The 20,745-nt window shown below is 63.7% G+C and carries 24 protein-coding genes; 18 read left to right on the plus strand and 6 right to left on the minus strand.

What is annotated here, in order from left to right; translation table 11 throughout:
- Positions 1-2 precede the first annotated feature (2 nt).
- The 4 genes from ACZ2IA_RS03810 to ACZ2IA_RS03825 are packed head-to-tail and all read left to right on the plus strand — an operon-like array spanning position 3 to position 3,210.
- Entirely contained in the window at positions 3-1,235 is a 1,233-nt protein-coding gene (locus ACZ2IA_RS03810; RefSeq protein WP_470291244.1) for an EAL and HDOD domain-containing protein, read from the plus strand.
- Positions 1,236-1,271: 36 nt separating this feature from the next.
- Complete coding sequence (tsaB, locus tag ACZ2IA_RS03815) at positions 1,272-1,949, plus strand: tRNA (adenosine(37)-N6)-threonylcarbamoyltransferase complex dimerization subunit type 1 TsaB (protein ID WP_470291245.1); 678 nt, start codon at positions 1,272-1,274, stop codon at positions 1,947-1,949.
- Positions 1,946-2,392: a ribosomal protein S18-alanine N-acetyltransferase gene (gene rimI, locus ACZ2IA_RS03820; RefSeq protein WP_470291246.1), complete on the plus strand. Its 447-nt coding sequence runs from the start codon at positions 1,946-1,948 to the stop codon at positions 2,390-2,392. Before tsaB ends, rimI begins: the two co-directional genes overlap by 4 nt.
- A complete protein-coding gene (locus tag ACZ2IA_RS03825; protein WP_470291247.1) occupies positions 2,389-3,210 on the plus strand; it encodes a uracil-DNA glycosylase in 822 nt (273 codons plus the stop codon). The genes rimI and ACZ2IA_RS03825 overlap by 4 nt, the downstream gene beginning before the upstream one ends.
- 163 nt (positions 3,211-3,373) lie before the next feature.
- On the opposite strand, the gene rpmG is transcribed toward ACZ2IA_RS03825, so the two are convergent.
- Both rpmG and rpmB read right to left on the minus strand, forming a co-directional pair.
- The gene (rpmG, locus tag ACZ2IA_RS03830) at positions 3,374-3,529 is read right to left on the minus strand and encodes a 50S ribosomal protein L33 (protein ID WP_289830123.1); all 156 of its coding nucleotides are present in this window, start codon (positions 3,527-3,529) and stop codon (positions 3,374-3,376) included.
- Positions 3,530-3,556: 27 nt separating this feature from the next.
- Positions 3,557-3,790: a 50S ribosomal protein L28 gene (gene rpmB, locus ACZ2IA_RS03835; RefSeq protein WP_289830170.1), complete on the minus strand. Its 234-nt coding sequence runs from the start codon at positions 3,788-3,790 to the stop codon at positions 3,557-3,559.
- Between the two features lie 278 nt (positions 3,791-4,068).
- Here rpmB and pyrG point away from each other — a divergent pair, with 278 nt between their 5' ends.
- From pyrG to ACZ2IA_RS03860, 5 genes are all read left to right on the plus strand, one after another.
- Positions 4,069-5,706 (plus strand): CTP synthase, encoded by a 1,638-nt coding sequence (gene pyrG / locus ACZ2IA_RS03840; RefSeq protein ID WP_470291248.1) that lies wholly within the window; start codon positions 4,069-4,071, stop codon positions 5,704-5,706.
- Positions 5,707-5,753: 47 nt separating this feature from the next.
- Positions 5,754-6,605, plus strand: coding sequence for a 3-deoxy-8-phosphooctulonate synthase (kdsA, locus tag ACZ2IA_RS03845; protein WP_470291249.1), 852 nt, complete (start codon positions 5,754-5,756; stop codon positions 6,603-6,605).
- Positions 6,606-6,699: 94 nt separating this feature from the next.
- Positions 6,700-7,983 carry a phosphopyruvate hydratase gene (eno, locus tag ACZ2IA_RS03850; protein ID WP_470291250.1) on the plus strand — a complete coding sequence of 428 codons (1,284 nt, stop codon included), beginning with the start codon at positions 6,700-6,702 and terminating at the stop codon, positions 7,981-7,983.
- 3 nt (positions 7,984-7,986) lie between these two features.
- Complete coding sequence (gene ftsB, locus ACZ2IA_RS03855) at positions 7,987-8,271, plus strand: cell division protein FtsB (RefSeq protein WP_470291251.1); 285 nt, start codon at positions 7,987-7,989, stop codon at positions 8,269-8,271.
- Positions 8,272-8,400: 129 nt separating this feature from the next.
- The gene (locus tag ACZ2IA_RS03860) at positions 8,401-10,215 is read left to right on the plus strand and encodes a sensor domain-containing diguanylate cyclase (RefSeq protein WP_470291252.1); all 1,815 of its coding nucleotides are present in this window, start codon (positions 8,401-8,403) and stop codon (positions 10,213-10,215) included.
- A gap of 68 nt (positions 10,216-10,283) precedes the next feature.
- Here the strand turns inward: ACZ2IA_RS03860 and ACZ2IA_RS03865 are convergent, their stop codons facing one another.
- Entirely contained in the window at positions 10,284-10,601 is a 318-nt protein-coding gene (locus ACZ2IA_RS03865) for an RnfH family protein (RefSeq protein ID WP_470291253.1), read from the minus strand.
- Positions 10,594-11,031, minus strand: a complete 438-nt coding sequence (locus ACZ2IA_RS03870; protein ID WP_470291254.1) for a type II toxin-antitoxin system RatA family toxin — start codon at positions 11,029-11,031, stop codon at positions 10,594-10,596. The genes ACZ2IA_RS03865 and ACZ2IA_RS03870 overlap by 8 nt, the downstream gene beginning before the upstream one ends.
- A 156-nt stretch (positions 11,032-11,187) precedes the next feature.
- On the opposite strand from ACZ2IA_RS03870, the gene smpB reads away from it, so the two are divergent.
- Genes smpB through guaA form a run of 3 tightly spaced genes read left to right on the plus strand, consistent with a single transcriptional unit; the run spans position 11,188 to position 13,615 of the window.
- A complete protein-coding gene (gene smpB / locus ACZ2IA_RS03875) occupies positions 11,188-11,634 on the plus strand; it encodes an SsrA-binding protein SmpB (RefSeq protein ID WP_470291255.1) in 447 nt (148 codons plus the stop codon).
- Positions 11,635-11,637: 3 nt separating this feature from the next.
- Positions 11,638-11,991, plus strand: coding sequence for a hypothetical protein (locus ACZ2IA_RS03880; RefSeq protein WP_470291256.1), 354 nt, complete (start codon positions 11,638-11,640; stop codon positions 11,989-11,991).
- Between the two features lie 49 nt (positions 11,992-12,040).
- Entirely contained in the window at positions 12,041-13,615 is a 1,575-nt protein-coding gene (guaA, locus tag ACZ2IA_RS03885; protein WP_470291257.1) for a glutamine-hydrolyzing GMP synthase, read from the plus strand.
- A gap of 705 nt (positions 13,616-14,320) precedes the next feature.
- Here the strand turns inward: guaA and ACZ2IA_RS03890 are convergent.
- Entirely contained in the window at positions 14,321-15,391 is a 1,071-nt protein-coding gene (locus ACZ2IA_RS03890) for a porin (protein WP_470291258.1), read from the minus strand.
- A 568-nt stretch (positions 15,392-15,959) separates the two neighbouring features.
- On the opposite strand from ACZ2IA_RS03890, the gene ACZ2IA_RS03895 reads away from it, so the two are divergent.
- The 6 genes from ACZ2IA_RS03895 to ACZ2IA_RS03920 all read left to right on the plus strand — a co-directional run bounded on the left by ACZ2IA_RS03895 (position 15,960) and on the right by ACZ2IA_RS03920 (position 18,953).
- Positions 15,960-16,274 carry an ElaB/YgaM/YqjD family protein gene (locus ACZ2IA_RS03895; RefSeq protein WP_470291259.1) on the plus strand — a complete coding sequence of 105 codons (315 nt, stop codon included), beginning with the start codon at positions 15,960-15,962 and terminating at the stop codon, positions 16,272-16,274.
- A 6-nt stretch (positions 16,275-16,280) separates the two neighbouring features.
- A complete protein-coding gene (locus ACZ2IA_RS03900) occupies positions 16,281-16,670 on the plus strand; it encodes a phage holin family protein (RefSeq protein ID WP_470291260.1) in 390 nt (129 codons plus the stop codon).
- Positions 16,667-16,942: a hypothetical protein gene (locus ACZ2IA_RS03905; RefSeq protein WP_470291261.1), complete on the plus strand. Its 276-nt coding sequence runs from the start codon at positions 16,667-16,669 to the stop codon at positions 16,940-16,942. The genes ACZ2IA_RS03900 and ACZ2IA_RS03905 overlap by 4 nt, the downstream gene beginning before the upstream one ends.
- A gap of 87 nt (positions 16,943-17,029) precedes the next feature.
- Positions 17,030-17,764: a tRNA adenosine(34) deaminase TadA gene (gene tadA / locus ACZ2IA_RS03910; protein ID WP_470291262.1), complete on the plus strand. Its 735-nt coding sequence runs from the start codon at positions 17,030-17,032 to the stop codon at positions 17,762-17,764.
- Between the two features lie 113 nt (positions 17,765-17,877).
- Positions 17,878-18,534, plus strand: a complete 657-nt coding sequence (locus ACZ2IA_RS03915) for a L,D-transpeptidase family protein (RefSeq protein WP_470291263.1) — start codon at positions 17,878-17,880, stop codon at positions 18,532-18,534.
- An 11-nt stretch (positions 18,535-18,545) separates the two neighbouring features.
- Positions 18,546-18,953, plus strand: coding sequence for a DUF2721 domain-containing protein (locus ACZ2IA_RS03920; protein ID WP_470291264.1), 408 nt, complete (start codon positions 18,546-18,548; stop codon positions 18,951-18,953).
- 71 nt (positions 18,954-19,024) lie between these two features.
- Here ACZ2IA_RS03920 and ACZ2IA_RS03925 read toward each other — a convergent pair whose 3' ends face one another.
- Complete coding sequence (locus ACZ2IA_RS03925; protein ID WP_470291265.1) at positions 19,025-20,686, minus strand: methyl-accepting chemotaxis protein; 1,662 nt, start codon at positions 20,684-20,686, stop codon at positions 19,025-19,027.
- Positions 20,687-20,745: the final 59 nt, after the last annotated feature.

The raw sequence follows: 20,745 nt of genomic DNA on the forward strand, positions 1-20,745 counted from the left end.
AGATGGAGGATGTGACAGCGAGCGACGCCTATATCGGACGACAAGCGGTACTGAACCGCAACCAGCAACTGATCGGCTATGAGCTGTTCTTTCGCGCCGGCTCCCACAGCGGCTCGGCCGAGCAGCATGCCCAGCTGGACGCCGACACCCAGGTGCTGCTGAACACCCTCAACCACATGGGCACCCAGTGGCTGGTCGGCAACCGTCTCGCCTTCATGAACGTTGGTGAGGCGATGCTGACCAGCGACTTTCTCGAGCTATTGCCGGCCCGCCGCGTAGTACTGGACATCCCGTCGACACTGGTGCCAACCGGCGAGCTGGTCTCGCGCATCCGTCACCTGCGCGCCCTCGGTTTCAGTATCGCCCTCGACGACTTCAGCTTCGACGCCCCGTCCGCCTCGCTGCTGGAGCTGGCCAGCTACGTGAAGCTCGACGTCCAAAGCAATGATGCCACGACCTTGCGCGCCATCAACGCCCGGTTGCGGCACCATCCGGTACTGCGGATCGCCGAGCGGGTCGAGGAGCACGAGCACTACCACCGTTGTCGCGAGCTCGATCTCGACGGCATGCAGGGCTTCTACTTTGCCCGGCCGGAGACGCTGTCGGCCAAGGTGATCGACCCGAGCTTCTCTAACACCCTGACCCTGCTCAACCTGCTGCGCCAGGACGCGCCGATCGGCGAGGTCGAAGAGGTGCTGAAACACGACGTGGCGCTGTCGTACCAGCTACTGCACTTCGTCAACTCGGCCGCCGCCGGTCTCAACACCACCATCGGTTCGTTCGGCCATGCGGTGACCGTGCTCGGCTACCAGAAGCTCTACCGCTGGCTGATCCTGCTGCTGATCAGCCGCAAGCCGGGCAGAGACAGCAGTTCTGCACTGGAAAAGACCGCCCTGACTCGCGGCCGCTTGATGGAGCTGGCCGGGCGCGAAGCCGGCCTGACCGGCGAAAGCCTCGACAACCTGTTCATCGTCGGCCTGTTCTCCCTGCTCGATGCGGTATTTGACATGCCGATGGACGCGGTGCTGCAACACTTGCACCTGCCGGACAACATCACCGCGGCGCTGATCGATGCTACCGGCCCGTGCGCCGCCTTCCTGCAGCTAGCCCGGGCCTGCGAAACCAGCCAACTCGACGGGGTTGAACGACTGTGCAACGAGGTCGGCATCGGTCCGATCGCGCTCAACCACGCCCACGTCGCCGCGCTCGCCTGGGCAGAACAACTGCGCGTATAATTCGGCGCTTTCCCGCCCCTGCCGTTACGCCCCTCGATGAAGCTGCTCGCCCTCGACACCTCGACCCAGGACCTATCCCTCGCCATCCAGAACGGCGAGCAACGGGTCGAATTCCACGAGACCGTCGGCCAGCAACACGCCGAGCGTGCCCTGCCCGAGCTGCAGCGTCTGCTCGACGCGGCCGGTCTCAAGCTCACCGAGCTCGACGCCATCGTCTACGGCCAGGGTCCCGGCTCGTTCACCGGCCTGCGCATCGGTGCCGGCCTCGCCCAGGGGCTGGCGGTATCGGCCAAGCTGCCGCTGATCGGCATCCCGACCCTCGACGCGGTGGCCTCACAGGCCCCGGCCACCGAGCGGCTACTGGTCTGTCTCGATGCCCGGATGCAGCAGATCTATCTCGGGCATTACGACACCCGACACGGCGTACGACGCCTGGGGCCGATCGAACTGCTCGACCCGGCAGAGCTGCTGCTGGAAGGCCGCGACTGGATTGCCGCCGGCAACGGCCTGTCCGTCTACGCCGACCGCCTGCCGGCCGGCTTGGCCGCCCAGCTGACCCAGCAGTGGCCAGCGTTGCGACCGAGCGCGTCGGCTTATCTCGATCTCGCCATCAGCGGCACCTACCCTAGCCACGACGCGGCGTCCGCCGAGTTGCTCTATGTACGCAACAAGGTGGCGCTGACCGCGCGCGAACAACAGGCGCAGCGCCGATGAGCACGCTGACGCTGCGTGCCGCCTCCGGAACCGATCTGTCCTTGATGGCAGCACTGGAGTCGCGCAGCACCGCTCACCCCTGGAGCGAGGGCCAATACCGCGGCTCCTTCGAGTCCGGCCACCAGTTGATCATCGCCCAGCGCGGCGCCGAGGTCATTGGCCTGGCCGTGATCATGCAGGTACTCGACGAGGCGCACCTGTTGAACATCGTCATCGATCACGACTGCCAGGGCCAGGGGCTGGGCCGCCAGCTGCTGGGCGAACTGATGCAGCAGATGCGCCAGCAGGGCGCCTTGCGCATGTTCCTCGAAGTGCGCGAGAGCAATACTGTCGCGCGCGCGCTATACGAATCGATGGGGTTCAGCGAGTGCGGCATCCGCAAGCACTACTACCGCGCCGAACAGGGCCGCGAGCACGCGATCCTGATGGAGGCGTCGCTGTGAGCCGGTCGTGGCAACGACTCGAGGCGATGGGGCTGGGGCCGCTGTGGCAACGGCGCTCGCTACCGCTGCCTAGCGTTCACAGCGTAGCTCCAGCGGCCTTGGTCGACGCCGTCGTCTCGCCATCGGCCACCCCGCCCGCCCGCCCCGTTCGGCCGACCTTGGCCGAACGCCCGGCTGTTGCACCAACTCCGACGCCGCCTGTCGAGCCGCGCCCTATCGTGCCGCCGGTCCAACTGCCCGGCGCCGGCGAGCTGCTGCCGTGGCCGGAGCTGGAAGCTGCCGTTGCCGCCTGCCGCCGCTGCCGGCTGTGTGAAACCCGCACCCATACCGTATTCGGTCGTGGCCGGCCGGGCGCACGCTGGCTGCTGGTCGGCGAGGCGCCGGGCGAGAACGAGGACCGTCAGGGCCTCGCCTTCGTCGGCCGGGCCGGTCAACTGCTCGACAGCATGCTGGCCGCGATCGGTCTCGACAGCGAGACCGATGTCTTCATCACCAACGTGCTCAAATGCCGACCGCCGGGCAACCGCAATCCGTCCGGAGACGAAATCGCCGCCTGCCAGGATTATCTGCTGCAACAGATCGCGCATCTGCAACCGACGCTGATCATCGCGCTCGGCCGCTTCGCCGCGCAGACGCTGCTGCAGAACAGCGATAGCATCGCCCGACTGCGTGGCAAGGTGCACCGCTACCACGACATCCCGCTGATCGTCAGCTTCCACCCGGCCTATCTGCTGCGCAACCTGCCAGACAAGGCCAAGGCCTGGCAGGACCTAGTGCTGGCGCAGCGCACCCAGCGTGCGCGGGAACAAACGCACTGAGTCCTCCTGACAAGAAACAAAAAAGGTTGGCCTTTCGGCCAACCTTTTTGCTATCTGCTATCTGTTATCGCCCGGCCACCAGCTCACACCCTGGCACCGGACAACAAAAAACCCTTCGCCGTGCACCAGCGAAGGGTTCTTTGGACCAGAACTCGGAAACCGCTTATTTCAGCTTGGTTTCTTTGTAGATCACGTGCTTGCGGACGACGGGATCGTACTTCTTGATCTCCATCTTTTCCGGCATCGTGCGCTTGTTCTTGGTGGTGGTGTAGAAATGACCGGTACCAGCGGTCGATTCCAGTTTGATCTTGTCGCGCATGATCTTTTATACCTCGTTACTCGTCGCTTAGATTTCGCCGCGGGCGCGCAGATCGGCCAGCACTGCTTCGATACCGACTTTGTCGATAGTACGCAGGCCGGCGTTGGATACGCGCAGACGAACCCAGCGGTTTTCGCTCTCTACCCAGAACTTGCGATATTGCAGGTTCGGCAGGAAACGACGTTTAGTCTTGTTGTTGGCGTGGGACACATTGTTCCCGGTCACCGGACGTTTGCCAGTGACTTTGCAAACACGCGCCATGGTTGAACTCCCAAAACCGGATAAAAGGGGCTTTATAACACAAAAACAGCAGGATACTCAAGTCGACCACGCTCCGCCCCCTGCCCGGCGAGACGCAGGACGCGCATCATACCGGAGCCGGACCGGCTTGTGGCAAGCTTCGTGGCGACAACGGCAGCGACTGTGGCCATAACACCACCATTCGGCGCGGCGACACGCCGACAAGCGGCGAGATGTCAACGGTTCAAACTGGACCGGTTTCGGGTTAAAATCCCGGATTCCCACGGATCAATATTCCCATGACCAAGTACATCTTCGTGACTGGCGGCGTGGTGTCCTCTCTCGGCAAGGGCATCGCCGCTGCGTCCATTGCGGCCATTCTTGAATCGCGCGGGCTGAAAGTCACCATGCTGAAGCTCGACCCCTACATCAACGTCGACCCGGGCACGATGAGCCCGTTCCAGCACGGTGAAGTGTTCGTCACCGAAGATGGCGCCGAAACCGACCTGGACCTTGGCCACTACGAGCGCTTCATCCACGCCAAGATGAAGAAGTCGAACAACTTCACCACCGGCCAGGTGTATGAGGCGGTGATCACCAAGGAACGTCGGGGCGACTACCTCGGCGGCACCGTGCAGGTGATCCCGCACATCACCGATGAAATCAAGCTGAAGATGGGCGAAGGCGCCGGCGACGCCGATGTGGCGATCGTCGAGATCGGCGGCACCGTTGGCGACATCGAGTCGCTGCCGTTCCTGGAAGCGATCCGCCAGATGCGCTCCAACCTCGGCCGCAAGAACACCCTGTACGTGCACCTGTCCTACGTGCCGTACATTGCCACCGCCGGCGAGATCAAGACCAAGCCGACCCAGCACTCGGTGAAGGAGCTGCGCGAGATCGGCATCCAGCCGGACGTGCTGCTGTGCCGGATGGACCGCGAGCTGCCGGAAGACGAAAAGCGCAAGATCGCGCTGTTCTGCAACGTCGAAGAAAACGCCGTGATCGGCTGCTACGACTCGGACAGCATCTACAAGGTGCCGGCAATGCTGCACGCGCAGGGCATCGACGAGATCATCTGCGAACATCTGCAGCTTCAGTTGCCGCCGGCCGACCTGTCGGTGTGGAGCCGCATCATCGACGCGATCGAGCACCCGGACCACGAGATCAACATCGCGATGGTCGGCAAGTACGTCGACCTGACCGAGTCGTACAAGTCGCTGTCCGAAGCGCTGAAGCATGCCGGCGTGCACACTCGCAGCCAGGTCAACATCCACTACGTCGACTCGGAAGAAGTCGAGCGCGACGGCTGTGCCGTGTTGAAAGGCATGGACGCGATCCTGGTGCCGGGCGGCTTCGGCAAGCGCGGCGTGGAAGGCAAGATCAAGGCGGTGAAGTTCGCCCGCGAGCACAACATCCCGTACCTGGGCATTTGCCTCGGTATGCAGATCGCGCTGATCGAGTACGCCCGCGACGTGGCCGGCCTGACCGGCGCCAACTCGACCGAATTCGATCTCGAAACCGAATACCCGGTGGTGGCGCTAATCGACGAGTGGGTCAACCACGACGGCAAGATCGAGACCCGCGACGAAAACTCCAACCTGGGCGGCACGATGCGCCTGGGCGGCCAGGCCTGCGACCTGGAAGCGGGCTCCCTGGCCGCGGATATCTACGGCGCCGCACAGATCGTCGAGCGTCACCGTCACCGCTACGAAGTGAACAACTACTACGTACCGCGACTCGAAGCCGCCGGCCTGACCATCAGCGGCCGCTCGGCCGGCCACGAGAAGCTGGTGGAAACCGTCGAGCTGAAGGACCACCGCTGGTTCTTCGCCTGCCAGTTCCATCCGGAATTCACCTCGACCCCGCGTGACGGCCACCCGCTGTTCATCGCCTACGTCAAGGCGGCGCTCGCCCATCAGGCCGAGAAGGCCCAGTAATCACCAGCACGGGCGGCTTGCCGCCCGTTTTTGCTAGGGAGCAGAACATGAAACTGTGTGGATTCGACGTCGGTATCGACCAGCCGTTCTTCCTGATCGCCGGCCCGTGCGTGATCGAGAGCGAGCAGATGGCGCTGGATACCGCCGGGGCGCTGAAGGAAATCACCAGCGAACTCGGCATCAACTTCATCTACAAGTCGAGCTTCGACAAGGCCAACCGCTCGTCGGGCAAGTCGTTCCGCGGCTTCGGCATCGACGAAGGCCTGCGCATCCTGTCGGAAGTGCAGCGCCAGATCGGCGTGCCGGTGCTGACCGACGTGCATACCGAAGAGCAGGTGCCGGACGTGGCATCGGTGGTCGACGTGTTGCAGACCCCGGCCTTCCTCGCCCGCCAGACCGACTTCATCCGCGCGGTGGCGATGTCCGGCAAGCCGGTCAACATCAAGAAGGGCCAGTTCATGGCGCCGGGCGACATGAAACACGTGATCGACAAGGCGCGCGACGCGGCCCGCGAAGCCGGGCTCGATCCGGACAGCTTCATGGCCTGTGAACGCGGCGCCTCGTTCGGTTACAACAACCTGGTGTCGGACATGCGCTCGCTGATGATCATGCGCGAGACCGGCTGCCCGGTGGTATACGACGCGACCCACTCGGTGCAGCTGCCCGGCGGCCAAGGCACCAGCTCCGGCGGCCAGCGCGAGTTCGTGCCGGTACTGGCGCGCGCCGCGATCGCCTCCGGCGTCGCCGGGGTGTTCATGGAGACCCACCCGAACCCGTCCGAAGCGCTGTCCGACGGCCCGAACGCCTGGCCGCTCGGCCGGCTGAAAGAGCTGTTGACCACGCTGAAGGCGCTCGACGCGCTGGTCAAGGCGCAACCGCTGCCCGAACATTCGTTGTAAGCTTTGCTAGACCCTTTCGGCCAACCTTCCCGGATTGGTCGAAAGCGTAACGCCCTACACTGACGATATCCTGAGACTAATAAGGGGAGATGGAATGAGTTCGATCATCGACGTAGTCGCGCGCGAGATTCTGGATTCGCGTGGCAACCCGACCGTGGAAGCCGACGTGCTGCTGGAATCCGGCGTGATGGGCCGTGCGGCCGTGCCGTCCGGTGCGTCCACCGGCGAGAAGGAAGCGCTGGAGCTGCGTGACGGCGACAAGGCCCGTTACCTCGGCAAGGGTGTGCTGCAGGCGGTGGAAAACATCAACACCGAAATCTGCGAAGCGATCATCGGCCTCGACGCCGCCGACCAGGCGTTCATCGACAAGACCCTGATCGAGCTGGACGGCACCGAGACCAAGAGCCGCCTTGGCGCCAACGCGCTGTTGGCCGTGTCGATGGCCGTGGCCCGTGCCGCCGCCGAAGACGCCGGCCTGCCGCTGTACCGCTACATTGGCGGTGCCGGCCCGATGAGCCTGCCAGTGCCGATGATGAACGTGATCAACGGTGGCGAGCACGCCAACAACAGCCTGGACATCCAGGAATTCATGATCATCCCGGTCGGTGCCCCCACCTTCCGCGAAGCGCTGCGCTGCGGCGCCGAGATCTTCCACGCGCTGAAGAAGCTCTGCAACGACAAGGGTTACTCGACCACCGTCGGCGACGAAGGCGGCTTTGCGCCGAACCTGGCTTCGCACGAAGACGCGATCAAGCTGATCCTGGAAGCGATTGACCAGGCCGGCTACGTGGCCGGTGAAGACGTGATGCTGGCGCTCGACTGCGCCTCGAGCGAGTTCTACAAGAACGGCCAGTACCACCTGTCGGCCGAAGGCCTGTCGCTGTCGAGCGAGCAGTTCGTCGACTACCTGGAAACGCTGGTCAACAACTACCCGATCATCTCGATCGAAGACGGCATGAGCGAGCACGACTGGGCCGGCTGGAAGATCCTGACCGACCGTCTGGCCGGGCGCGTGCAGCTGGTCGGCGACGACCTGTTCGTGACCAACCCGACCATCCTGGCCGAAGGCATCAAGGCCGGCCTCGCCAACGCGCTGTTGGTGAAGGTAAACCAGATCGGCACGCTGTCCGAAACGCTGAAAGCCGTCGATCTGGCCAAGCGCTCGGGTTACACCAGCGTGCTGAGCCACCGCTCCGGCGAAACCGAGGACAGCACCATCGCCGACCTCGCCGTCGCCACCAACTGCATGCAGATCAAGACCGGCTCGCTGTCGCGTTCGGACCGCATGGCCAAGTACAACCAGCTCCTGCGCATCGAAGAAGAGCTCGGCGACGCCGCGTTCTACCCGGGCAAGGGTGCGTTCTACCAGTTGAAGTAAGCGATGCGCTGGCTCACCCTGACCCTGGTTGTCCTGATCCTGGCCTTGCAGTACCCGTTGTGGTTCGGCAAGGGCAGTTGGTTCAGGGTGTGGCAGCTCGACCGCCAGGTCGCCGAACAGCACATCAGCACGCAACAGTTGCTGGCGCGCAACGGCGCGCTGTCGGCCGAAGTGCGCGATCTGAAGCTGGGTAACGACGCCATCGAGGAGCGGGCCCGCAACGAGCTGGGGATGATTCGCAACGGCGAAGTATTCTTCCAGCTGCTCGAGCCCGCCCGCGCCGGCTGACCGGCATTATCGACAAACGACGAGTGGGCCGCTGGCCCACTTGTTTTTGCCAACCTCCGATTTCACCCCGTCCGGCCCCTCCTCCGGAACCGTTCCGGCCAGATGGGCCCGACCTACCAGTCCATACCGATGGCACGCACAAAAGGTCTTTCCCGCGTCTGGTCGCCCCCTCCGCACAACCCGACCGAGGTTGCCCGCGAGACACTCAAGCAGTTAGCGCTGCAGAGGCTGACGCCGACCCCGGACAACTACGCCCGCGTCTACCATGAGATCCTGCAGATGCCGGCCGATCCGGAGCTCAAGCTCGCCGGCGAGCTGTACCGCGCGCTCGAGGCGCTGCCCGGCCAGGCGCCGAGCCAGCAGGCGTTGCTGACCCGGTTCCGCCAGGAGACCGACAAGGGCCATTGGGACACGCTGCCGGCCATCGCCATCGACTACGTCACGCTCAGCCGCAACGGCACCGCGCTGGCCGAGCCATGGGGCGCGTTGCTGCAGCAGCTGATCAAGCAATGGGACGTGGAGCACTGGGATCGCGGCCACCTCCACCGCCGCGCCGCCTTGGAACGGGTACTGCTCGCCTTCGGCAACCAGCCCGAGGAGCTTAACCGCACCCTCGGCAATCTGGTCAAGCAGTGGGCCAGCCAGTCCGGCGGCGACGACGACGCCCGTTCGGCCAACCCGCCGGCCCCGCCGGGTGCCGACTGGCAGCAGCTGCGCCGCCTCCTGCAGCTGAGCTTCAAGTACGGCATCGAGCCGCGCGTGCAACTGCACCCGGCGCTTGCCGAGCCGTATCAGGCGCTACTCGCCGACATCGCCGAACTCGACGACGACCTCGCCCTCGACAGCTTTACCACCCGGCTGCGCAGCTTCTTCTTCAGCCTGGAGCTGCACAACAAGGGCGAGGAGAGCCTCGCCGCAGCGCTGCGCGGCGTGCTCGGCCTGCTACTGGAAAACATCGCCGAAATCTACCGACCGGACAGCTACCTGACCGGCCAGATCAGCGCGCTGCAGGGCCTGCTCGCCGACGAGCCGCTGACCCTCGACAGCGTCGGCCGGCTCGAAGCCAGCCTGAAGGAAGTGATCTACCAGCAGGGCATCCTGAAGAGCTCGCTCGACGAGGCCGCCAACGAGCTGCGCAGCTTGCTCGACCGCTTCATCGACCGGCTGTCGATGATGACCGAAAGCGCCGACAGCTTCCAGGAAAAGCTGACGCAGCACCGCACCCAGATCAGCCAGGCCGGCGACATGAGCGAGCTGACCCATATCGTCGCCGCGCTGATGGACGACACCACCAGTCTGCAGCTGAACCTGGCCGAGTCGCGCGACGAACTCACCGCCACCCGCACCCAGATGCAGGCGGCCGAACTGCGCATCTCCGAACTGGAAGCGGCGCTGGCCGCCGCCAGCAGCCGGGTGCAGGAAGACCAGCTGACCGGCGCGTTCAACCGCGACGGGCTGGCCGAACGGCTGGAGCAGGAAATCCTGCGCGCCGAACGCAACGGCCAGCCGCTGTGCCTGGCGCTGCTCGATCTGGATGACTTCAAGAAGCTGAACGACAACTACGGCCACCTGGCCGGCGACGAGGCGCTCAAGCACCTGGTCGATACGCTGCGCCGCGAAACCCGGCCCTGCGACGTGGTCGCCCGCTTCGGCGGCGAAGAGTTCGTGCTGGTGCTGCCGTCCAGCGCCGAGCACGAGACGCTGCGCACCATCCAGCGGTTGCAGCAGTCGCTGGCGCGCGCCCCGCTGCCGGTCGGCCAGGAGCGGGTGGTGATGACGTTCAGCGCCGGCGTGGCGCGCTGGCAGCCGGGCATGCTCGACGTCGAACTGATCGACCGCGCCGACCGGGCGATGTATCTGGCCAAGCTGGCCGGCAAGAACCGGGTGTTCCTCGCCGATGACGGCAATGCACCGACTATCTCGGACGAGGTGCCGCTCGGCTGAGCACGCCGACACGCCATGCAAACAGGCCGCTTCCGCGGCCTGTCTTGTGTCCTACGGGTGGGCAATGTTCACTCCTCGAGCGAACCGCCGCCTTTCTTCAGCACCTTGCCGGCCTCGGCGCGCCGCCGGCGCACCTCTTTCGGGTCGGCGATCAACGGCCGGTAGATTTCCACCCGGTCGTGCTCGCGCAGCACCGTGTCGGGCTTCACCGCCTTGCTGAAGATGCCCAGCTTGAGGTCGGCGAGGTCGATGTCTGGAAACTGTTCGGCCAACTTCGACAGCTGCACCGCCTGGAGGGCACTGGTGCCGGATGGCACGGTCAGCTTCACGATCAGCTGGCGTTCCGGTCGGGCGTAGGCCACCTCCACCTCGATCACCTCAGTCATCGCCGTAGACCCGGTCCGCTTCCTTGATGAAGGCGTCGACCAGCGTCCCGGAAATATGGCCGAACACCGGGCCGATCAGCTTCTCCAGGATCTTGCTGGAAAACTCGTAGGTCAGCCGAAACTCGATCTTGCAGCCGAAGTCGCCGACCGGGTGGAACTGCCACACCCCTTTCAGGTGCTGGAACGGCCCCTCGACCAGCTCCATGGTGATCTTGCGGTCGGCGACATTGCTGTTGCGGGTGGTGAAGTGTTGGCGGATCTTCAGGTAATCGATGGTCAGGCTCGCCACCACCTCGGCGCCGTCGCGCGAATGCACCTCGGCCTTGCCGCACCACGGCAAGAAGCGCGGGTAATGCGGCACGTCGTCGACCAGCGCGAACATTTGCGCCGGCGTGTGGGTAACCAGAACGTTCTTTTCTACTACGGACATGGCGATAGGCTAGGGATCAGGTTGCCCGGCGGGCCGGGCAAACCGCCATTGTGCCATCGCCCGCCCCGCGGGTCACCCGCCCGGCGAGCGCTGCGCGGACAGTCGGCCGGCAAATCTGGTAAAATTATTGATTCCCCGCACAAACTCGCCGCTTCCATGAGCATTTCGCAAAACCGCAAGGCCTTCCACGACTACTTCATCGAGGACAAGCTCGAGGCCGGCCTGGTGCTGGAAGGCTGGGAAGTGAAAGCCATCCGCGCCGGCCGGGTGCAGCTCAAGGAAAGCTACGTCAACTGGAAGAACGGCGCGTTCTGGCTGGTCGGCAGTCACATCACCCCGCTGCCCACCGCCTCCACCCACATTCATCCCGACCCGGTTAGGCCGCGCAAGCTGCTGATGAACCAGTCGGAGATCGACAGGCTGATCGGCAAGGTGGAACGCGCCGGCTACACCATCGTGGCGCTCGATCTGCACTATACCAAGGGCCGGATCAAGGCCGAAGTCGGCCTCGCCCGCGGCAAGAAGCAGCACGACAAGCGCCAGAGCGAGAAAGAGCGCGAGTGGGATCGCGAAAAGCAGCGCCTGATGCGCGACAAGGGCTGAGCGATGCGTAGCGCCGCCCTGCCACTGCTGCTGATCCTGCTCGGTGCCCTATGGTTTCTGAAAACCACCGCGCTGCTACCGAATACCAGCACCCTGCTCGCCTTGCTGCTGGTGGTCGCCGGGATCGCGCTGTTGCTGCTCGACGGCGTCAACAAGTCGTCACTGGTTAGTTCACCGCTGTTGATCTATAGCGGCGCGGTGGTCTACCTCTACGACGCCGCCGAGTGGCGACTGACACCGCTGCTGGCGCTGGGCATGGTGCTCGCCGGCGTACTGATGCTGATTGCCCGCAGCCCGCGCATCCCGGAACGACGCCTACAGCTGCCGCACCGAACCGATCACCCCCCCTCCCCGTAACGGCCTGGCCGGCAGCTCACGACGCCGGCTGAGGACACAAAGGACGAACATGGACAAAATCCTCATTCTCGACTTCGGCTCCCAGGTGACCCAGCTGATCGCCCGCCGTGTGCGCGAAGCACATGTCTACTGTGAATTGCACCCGCACGACGTCGATGACGACTTCATCCGCACCTTCGCCCCGACCGGCATCATCCTGTCCGGCGGCCCGAGCTCGGTGTACGAAGACGACACCCCGAAGGCGCCGCAGGCGGTGTTCGAGGCCGGCGTGCCGGTGTTGGGCATCTGCTACGGCATGCAGACGATGGCCGAACAGCTCGGCGGCAAGGTCGATATGGGCCACGTGCGCGAGTTTGGCAGCGCCGAAGTGGCGACCATCGCCAGCCGGCTGTTCGACGGCATCGTCGACCGTATCTCCGACAACGGCGAACACCTGATCGAAGTGTTGATGAGCCACGGCGACAAGGTCATCAAGCTGCCGGACGGCTTCCACGTGATTGGCAGCAACGACGCCTGCCCGGTCGCCGCAATGGCTGACGAGAAGCGCCACTTCTACGGCGTGCAGTGGCACCCGGAAGTGACCCACACCAAGCAGGGCCGCGCGATGCTGAACCGCTTCGTGCTGGAGATCTGCGGTGCCAAGCCGTCGTGGACCATGCCGAACTACATCGACGAAGCGGTGGAGAAGATCCGCGAGCAGGTCGGGGACGAGGAAGTGATCCTCGGCCTGTCCGGCGGCGTCGACAGCTCGGTGGCCGCCGCGCTGATCCACCGCGCGATCGGCGACCAGCTCACCTGCGTGTTCGTCGACCATGGCCTGTTGCGCCTTAACGAAGGCAAGATGGTGATGGAGATGTTCGCCGACAACCTCGGCGTCAAGGTCGTCCACGTCGACGCGTCGACCGAGTTCATGGGCAAGCTCACCGGTGAAACCGACCCGGAGAAGAAGCGCAAGATCATCGGCGCCGAGTTTGTCGAAGTGTTCCAGGCCGAGTCGCAGAAGCTCAGCAACGCCAAGTGGCTGGCGCAGGGCACCATCTACCCGGACGTGATCGAGTCGGCCGGCAAGGGCAAGAAGGCCGCGCACACCATCAAGAGCCACCACAACGTCGGCGGTCTGCCGGAAACGCTGAACCTGAAGTTGCTCGAGCCGCTGCGCGAGCTGTTCAAGGACGAGGTGCGCGAACTGGGCGTGGCGCTCGGCCTGCCTCACAGCATGGTCTACCGCCACCCGTTCCCGGGCCCGGGCCTGGGCGTGCGCATCCTCGGCGAAGTGAAGCAGGAGTACGCTGAACTGCTGCGTCGTGCCGACGCGATCTTTATCGAAGAGCTGCGCAACACCCGTGACGAAAAAGGCGTGTCCTGGTACGACAAGACCAGCCAGGCGTTCGCTGTGTTTCTGCCGGTGAAGTCGGTCGGCGTGATGGGCGACGGCCGCACCTACGACTACGTGGTCGCGCTGCGCGCCGTGGTGACCAGCGACTTCATGACCGCGCACTGGGCGGAACTGCCGTACAGCCTGCTCGGCCGCGCGTCGAACCGCATCATCAACGAAGTGCGCGGCATCAACCGCGTGGTCTACGACGTGTCGGGCAAGCCGCCGGCCACGATCGAGTGGGAGTGATCATCACGACGTGGTGACAGCATTTATCGAACCCCGGTCCACAGACCGGGGTTTTTTGTTCCCACGGCGAGTTCGGTTCCGCACATTGGCTGCCCAACGCGGGCGTCGGCAACCAATTCGAATTCAAACAGAGGTAAGCGTACACTTCGACGTCGGCGTGGGCGTAGGCCGGGAACGCCGGCGTCTATTTCCAGCTTTCAATGAGACGTTCTGAGGTCAGCGTGCCGTAGCGGCACGCTCTATCGCACCATCTTCGCCCCGACTTCCTCCCCACCGTCCGGCCGTATCCAATAGCCAACCTATCGTTCCAAGCACTTGAATCTGCCCCGCACAGCGGTGGCTCGACCCATATCGGGCTCAATCTCCCATACTGCCAAGTGCCTCGTCCTATTATATTAATTGAAGCGCGACAAGAAAATGATATTTGGGCAAAACCACCAGGTACTTGAACTAGATATCCATATTCCAATGCGAGCACAACTAATAGGCATTTTCATATTGAATATCTTCCGAAAGAGAGGTTTTTTTATTATTCATAATATGAAAAACATCATATTAAAATTATTCGGAACAGAATTTAAATATGCCTGCCAATGTTAATTTTCGAACCAACCTTGCGTGTCACTATTTTCGGAACAAAAAAAAAGCCGCTGGTTCCCCAGCGGCTCAACGACTGAATGATTGGAAATCGCGTGATGAGGCGATTTAGAAGTTGGTCTTCATGTAGACGCCGAAGCTGTTCGACTTGTCGGTGGCGTTACCGTTAGCCACTTGGAAGCCGTGGTTATCCTTGATCTGTGCGTACTGTGCGCCGACCAGTGTGCGCTTGGACAGCGAGTAGTCGAGGCCGACGGCCACCTGCTTGCGGCCGAAGTCGACGGTCTGGCCGTCCAACTTCGGGTTCTTGTACTGCGAGTAGGTCAGCTTAGGCTTGAACGCGCCGATTTCGTAGGACCCGGTCACCGCCCAGGTCTCGCTCTTCAGCTCGGCATTGGTGTTGGTGCTGCCAATGCCAAGACCGGTGGCATCGCCATAGCCTTTGAACCAGTTGTAGGTCGCGGCCAGGTACAGGTTGTTGGCGTCGTAACCGGCTTCAATCCGGTTGATCGTACTGGTCTTGTCGTTGTTCGCACCCTGATGCTGCTTGGCCTGGTAGGCGTAGGCACCGAAGAAGCCGGAGTAAGTGTAGCCCAGACGCGCGCCCAGCTGGGTCGCCTTCGGCTTGCCAGCAGTGGCGGTCTCGTCCGCGCCGTACTGCAGGACGCCGCTGAAGCCGGCCAGGTCCGGGGTGTCGTAACGGATCGAGTTCTTGTAGCGGCCGTCACCGAAGGAGCCGATCACGTCGCTCTGACCTTCGTACAGCGGGAAGGTGTAGCCTGTCTGGCGCGAGTCGTACCAGATATCGGTCGCTTCCGTATCGTTGGTCACGTCGTTCAGGAAGCCGAGGCGGACCTTACCGAAGCCGCTATCCAGGCCGACGAAAGTTTGACGGTTGGCGAAGGTGCCGGACGAGGAGCCGGTGGCCTTGCCGGTGCCATCGATAGCGAAGCCGTTTTCGACCTGCCAGATGGCCTTCAGGCCATTGCCCAGATCCTCGTTACCCTTGAAGCCGATACGGCTGGAGTAGTCATCCACGCCGGTGATGGACTGGTTAGTGTGCGCGTCTTTGTACCAGTTCACACCGCCACGGATCGAGCCGTAAATGGTGACGTCGGCGTGAGCGAGCATCGGAGCCGCAGCAGCGACCAGAGCAGCAATGAGCTTCAGCTTTTTCATTCTTTCCCTCGGTATATAGGCAAGCTTTTATTTGATGTGACGCAGCACTGCCATGAATTAAACCAGCCGGATTTTGTCCAATCGATTTATAAAGCGGCATGCACGTGGGAAAAGAGTTTGCAAACCATCCGTGACACTGTCAAAAAGCCAACACACCAGCTCAAATTGGTAGTAAGCGAAAAAGCGACTGGTATTTTTGTATTGCATACAGATAATAAATTGCGTTACAAAAAATAGAAACGCAGAACATTGATTTATATACAGAAATCTTTCTGCAATAAGCACGTAACTTGCATTTGTCAAAAAAATACATGTTGTAGATTCGTCACAGAAACACAACTGGTATTATCTACGACAGACGAATTTATGTTGTCTACAATCATCAAATTGCATGCCGCAGGCATTTTCATGGCATGCGCACGCTCGTGACGGGCCAAGCCACGCCGCGGTTTGACGCCAGTTGCATCACCCTGCTAGGGTTCAGCTAGCATGCTGTTTCTTTAAGAACTAAAGAACGTAGCTGGCCTGACGCCAGCCCTCTTGATGTCTCAACCACGAAGGAGGTCCTATGCCCGAAAATACATTCGCTGCCGAAAAAGAACGGTTGTTGCAAGACGTTCGTCAGGTGCTGTCCAGCACCGAAGACCTGCTGTCCACCGCCAGCGACGAGGGTGGCGAGAAGGCCCGCGTGCTGCGTCAGAAGGTCGCGGAAAATCTCAAGCTCGCCAAAGATCGGCTCTACGATGCCGAACAGGTCGTCGTCGGCAAGGCCAAGGAAGCCGCCAAGGTCACCGACCAGTACGTACACGACAATCCCTGGAAGTCGATCGGCGTCGCCGCCGGCGTCGGTCTGTTGTTGGGTCTGTTGATTTCCCGTCGCTGATCCTGCATGGCTGACCACACCACTTCACCCCGCCCGGGTTCGCTCCGTTCGCTCCTGGGCGGTCTGGTATCTCTACTGCTGACCCGTGCCGAGCTGCTCGGTCTGGAGGCCCAGGAACAGCAAGAAGCACTGCTCTATAACGTGCTGTCCGGTGTCGCCGCGCTGGTCGCGCTGCTGGTCGGCCTGCAGGCGTTGCTGCTGTTCATCATGGTGCTGTCCCCGGAACCATGGCGCGCGCTGGTGCTCGGCCTGTTGGCGCTGTTCTTCTTGTTGGGCGGGATGCTTGCGCTGTACCGGATGCGCCGCCGTCTGCACTACCAGCCGGCCCCGTTTGCGGCCAGCCTGGCCGAAGTGCGCAAGGATTGGGACTGCCTGAACGGAAAGGGACCGCAATGAGCCCGCACGAGCGTGCCGTCAAGAAAGAGCTGCTGCTGATGAAGGGCGAGGCGCTGCGGGTGAAGCTGCGCATGGAGCTGAACCTGCTGCAACGCCCGCTGAGCAAGGTCGCCGACGACATCGATGCCTGGAAGAAGGCCGGCAACTGGCGGCTGCTGAGCGGCGTACTGGCAACCGTCCTGCCCAGTCATCGGCTGCGTGGCGTGCTGCGCAACGCCAGCCGCGCATTCATCGTCTGGCAAGCCGCCCGGCGAATCTGGTCGCATCGCTGATCGCCTGGCTCCCCTGATCGCCCCAACCCTGCCCGCCATTCCCCGTCGGCCGTTCGGCCAAGCCGGGGACGACGCTATAATCGCGCCATGACGCCGCTGACCTCCCCCCCTCTGCCGCCCAGCGCCATCGCCGCGCTGGCCGAACTCGGCATCGGCAGCCGTGAGCAGCTCGCCGCGACCGGCGCGGTCAGTGCCTTCCTGCTCATGAAGGCCGCCGGGCAGACCGCCACCGAGCGGCTGCTGTTCGCGCTGGCCGCCGCCGAGAGCGGCCTCCACTGGCAACAGCTAACCGACCACGACCGCGCATTGCTGCGCCATGCGCTGCGCGCGCATCCGCCGGTGCGACTGGCGCCGCCGCTGGCCGAGCAACAACGCTATATGGACGAGGCGCTGGCCTTGGCCGAACAGGGAGCCCGCGAGGGTGAGGTGCCGATCGGCGCGGTGGTGGTCTACCGGGGCGATATCGTCGGGCGCGGCTACAATCAACCGATCGGCCGGCACGACCCGTCGGCGCACGCCGAGATGCTGGCGCTGCGCGAGGCGGCAGCGACACTCGGCAACTACCGGCTGAGCGGCTGCGACCTGTACGTCACGCTCGAGCCGTGCCCGATGTGTGCCGGCGCGATCGTTATGGCGCGGTTCGACCGGCTGCTGTACGGCACGCGCGAGCCGAAAACCGGCGCGGCCGGCAGCCAGCTCGACCTGTTCGCCAACCGCCAGCTCAACCCACACACCGCGGTGTTCGGCGGGTTGGCCGCCGAACGCTGCCGCCAGCAATTGAGCGACTTCTTCCGCTTGCGGCGCCAGCAGGACGAGGAATGAGTTGGCCCCTCTGCCCTGTTCGGCCAAGCCTTTTATCTTCGACACCACCGCCCTATGGATCGGCGATACTGGAAGCAGCTCCTACCTGTCGTTACTTCATGCGAGCCTTCTCCATGCTCCCCCGCTCTGACTACCGGCTGATCCTGGCCGGTCTGATCGCGTTGCCGTTGGCCGCGTTCGCCACCCCAAGTTACAACCCGCTGGCCGTCGCCGACTGGCTGCAGGCCGAACAGCGCGCCGCACCGCTGATCCCGACCCACCCCAACCCGTTCGCCTATGGCAAACCGTGGCTGCTGGTCGGGGTGAAGAGCCAGACGCTGACCTACTACGACGGTTACGGACTGCCGGAACGGCAATACTCGGTATCGACCGCGAAGTACGGCGTCGGTGAGCAGAAGAACAGTTACCAGACGCCGCGCGGCTGGCACCGGGTGTGCGAGAAAATCGGCGACGGCGCCGAGAAGGACACGATCATCTTTCGTCAGCAGGTGACGCCGTGGAAGTACACCGAGGCACTGCACCAGCAGTACCCGAACAAGGACTGGATCCTGACCCGGATCCTGTGGCTGTGCGGGATGGAGCCGGGCCGGAACCAGGGCGGCGACGTCGACAGCTTTGAGCGTTTCATCTACATTCACGGCGCCGGCACCCACGTGCCGTTCGGCTTCCCCAGCTCGCTCGGCTGCGTGCGGATGAAGAACGACGACGTGATCGAGCTGTTCGACCAAAGCGCGATCGGCACCGACGTCTACATCGACGAAAATTCCTGATCCATTGATCCATGAACGAACTGTCACTAACGACTCCCGCCCTGCTGTTTCCCGCCGTGTCGCTGCTGCTGCTCGCCTACACCAACCGCTACCTCGGCCTCGCCGCGATCATCCGCCGTCTCTACGACGATCACCGGGCCAGCCCGAGCGCCAACCTGCTCAAGCAGATCGGCTCGTTGCGCCAGCGCATCCGGCTGATCCAGTGGATGCAGAGCGCCGGGGTGCTGAGCCTGTTCCTGTGCGTGCTGGCGATGTTCGAGATCTACGTCGGCGCGCACCAACTGGCCGGCTTGACCTTCGGCATCAGCCTGGTCGGCATGATCCTGTCGCTGGCGCTGTCGCTACTGGAGCTGAAGAACTCCAGCGAGGCACTCAACATCCTGCTGTCCGACCTGGAACGCGAGTCGGCCGAACGCTGAACGACTTGGGCCGACCCGCCAAAACAGACAGGCCGCCCGAAGGCGGCCTGTTGTCATGTCCGGAGTAGCGCTTACACCCGGAAGCGGGCCAGGGCGCTGGTGACGTCGCTCGCCAGCTGGTCGAGCTGGCGCGAACTGTGCGCCGCGCTGCCCGAGGCGGCGTGATTGTCCTCGGCCATCCGCGAAATCGTGCCGACGTGGCCGGCGATATCGTGGCTGGCGGCGCTTTGCTGACGCAGCGAGGTGGTGATCTCGGCCACCGCGTCGGCGACCTTCACCGAACGGTCGCGGATGTCGCTCATCCGGCTGCCGGCGTCGCTGGCCAGCGTGCGACCGCCACCGACCCGCTCGACCACCTGCTGCATCTCGGCCACCGCGCCCTGCGCCGCCTGCTGGATCTTCGCCACCATCTGGCCGATGTCACCGGTGGACGAGGCGGTGCGTTCGGCCAACTTGCGCACCTCGTCGGCCACCACCGCGAAGCCGCGCCCCTGCTCGCCGGCGCGCGCCGCCTCGATCGCGGCGTTCAGCGCCAACAGGTTGGTTTGCTCGGCGATCTCGCGGATCACCTGCACCACGCTGGAAATCTGCTGCGATTCCTGGCCGAGCACCTCGATTACCTGCGCCGCTGCGCTGACGCTGCCGGCGATCTGGTCCATGCCGTCGACTGTCTGCACGATGATCTCGCCGCCTTGCTGCGACACGTCGCCGGCATCGCGCGACAGCGCCATCACCGAATTGGCGTGACTGGCGATGTGGTTGATGCTGGCGGTCATCTGCTCCACTGCCGCGGCCATCGACTCGGTCGAGCCGCGCTGCTGCGCCGAGCCCTGGGCAACGTTCTCGGAGGCGCCGGCCAGTGTGCCGACCGCGCCGCGCACCGTGTCCATGTCGTCGCGGATGCGGCGCAGTGTGTCCTGCAACCGGGCGAGCAGCGCGTTCAGCGCCCCGACCATGTCGCCGACCTCGTCCTTGCCGGCGGCGTCGATGCGCAGCGTGAAGTCGTTGTGCTCGGCGATCTGCAGCACGGTGTGACGGGTGCGCAGGATCGGCCCGAGCACCGCCCGATACACCGCCACGCCGACCAGCAGCAGCAGCAGCGCCGCCAGCGCGATCACCGCCACGATCGCCAGCTGCGCGCGCTCACCGTCGGCGTGCGCGCCGGCGACGCTCTCCTTAGCTAGGCGTTCGTTTTCCTCGACCAGCTGCCAGAGCTGGGCATCCAGGCGCTCGACCAACTGCTGCTCGCTCAGCAACTGCTGTTCGAGCTGGTGAAACAGTAGCTCCTGCTGGTTGCCACCGGCGCCCTGCGCAAGCCGGGTCAGGATCTCGGTCAGCTGGGCGTCGTGCTGCAGCCACTGCTCGGACAGGCCGCGGAAGCCCTGCCAAATCCGCGTCTCTTCCGCTCCCTGCGGGTAGCCGGCGTACTGCTTGATCGCCGCCTGGTAGAAGCCGAGCGCGGCCTGCTTGCTCTTCAACAGCTCGGCAAAGAACTGCACCGTCTCGGGGCCGCCGTCGCGTTGGTGCAGCAGCGCCTGGGTGTTCCACAGCCTCGCCCGGTTGAAGTTGGAGCGCGCGTCGAGCAAGGCCACCACCGACGGCATGTTATTGCCGCCGATTTCGTCGATCGCCACGCGGCTGCTGGCGATCCCCCGATAGCCAAAGAAGCCGACAGACAGCAAGGCAAGTACAGCACAGCCGATCAATAGGATCAGCTTGGCGCGGATGGTCATGACGTTGTTCCCCGATACGCATTGGTTTTGTTAGGTGATGGCAGGCGAACTCGCCGGGC

The organism is Crenobacter sp. CS_VA4 (assembly GCF_055597485.1).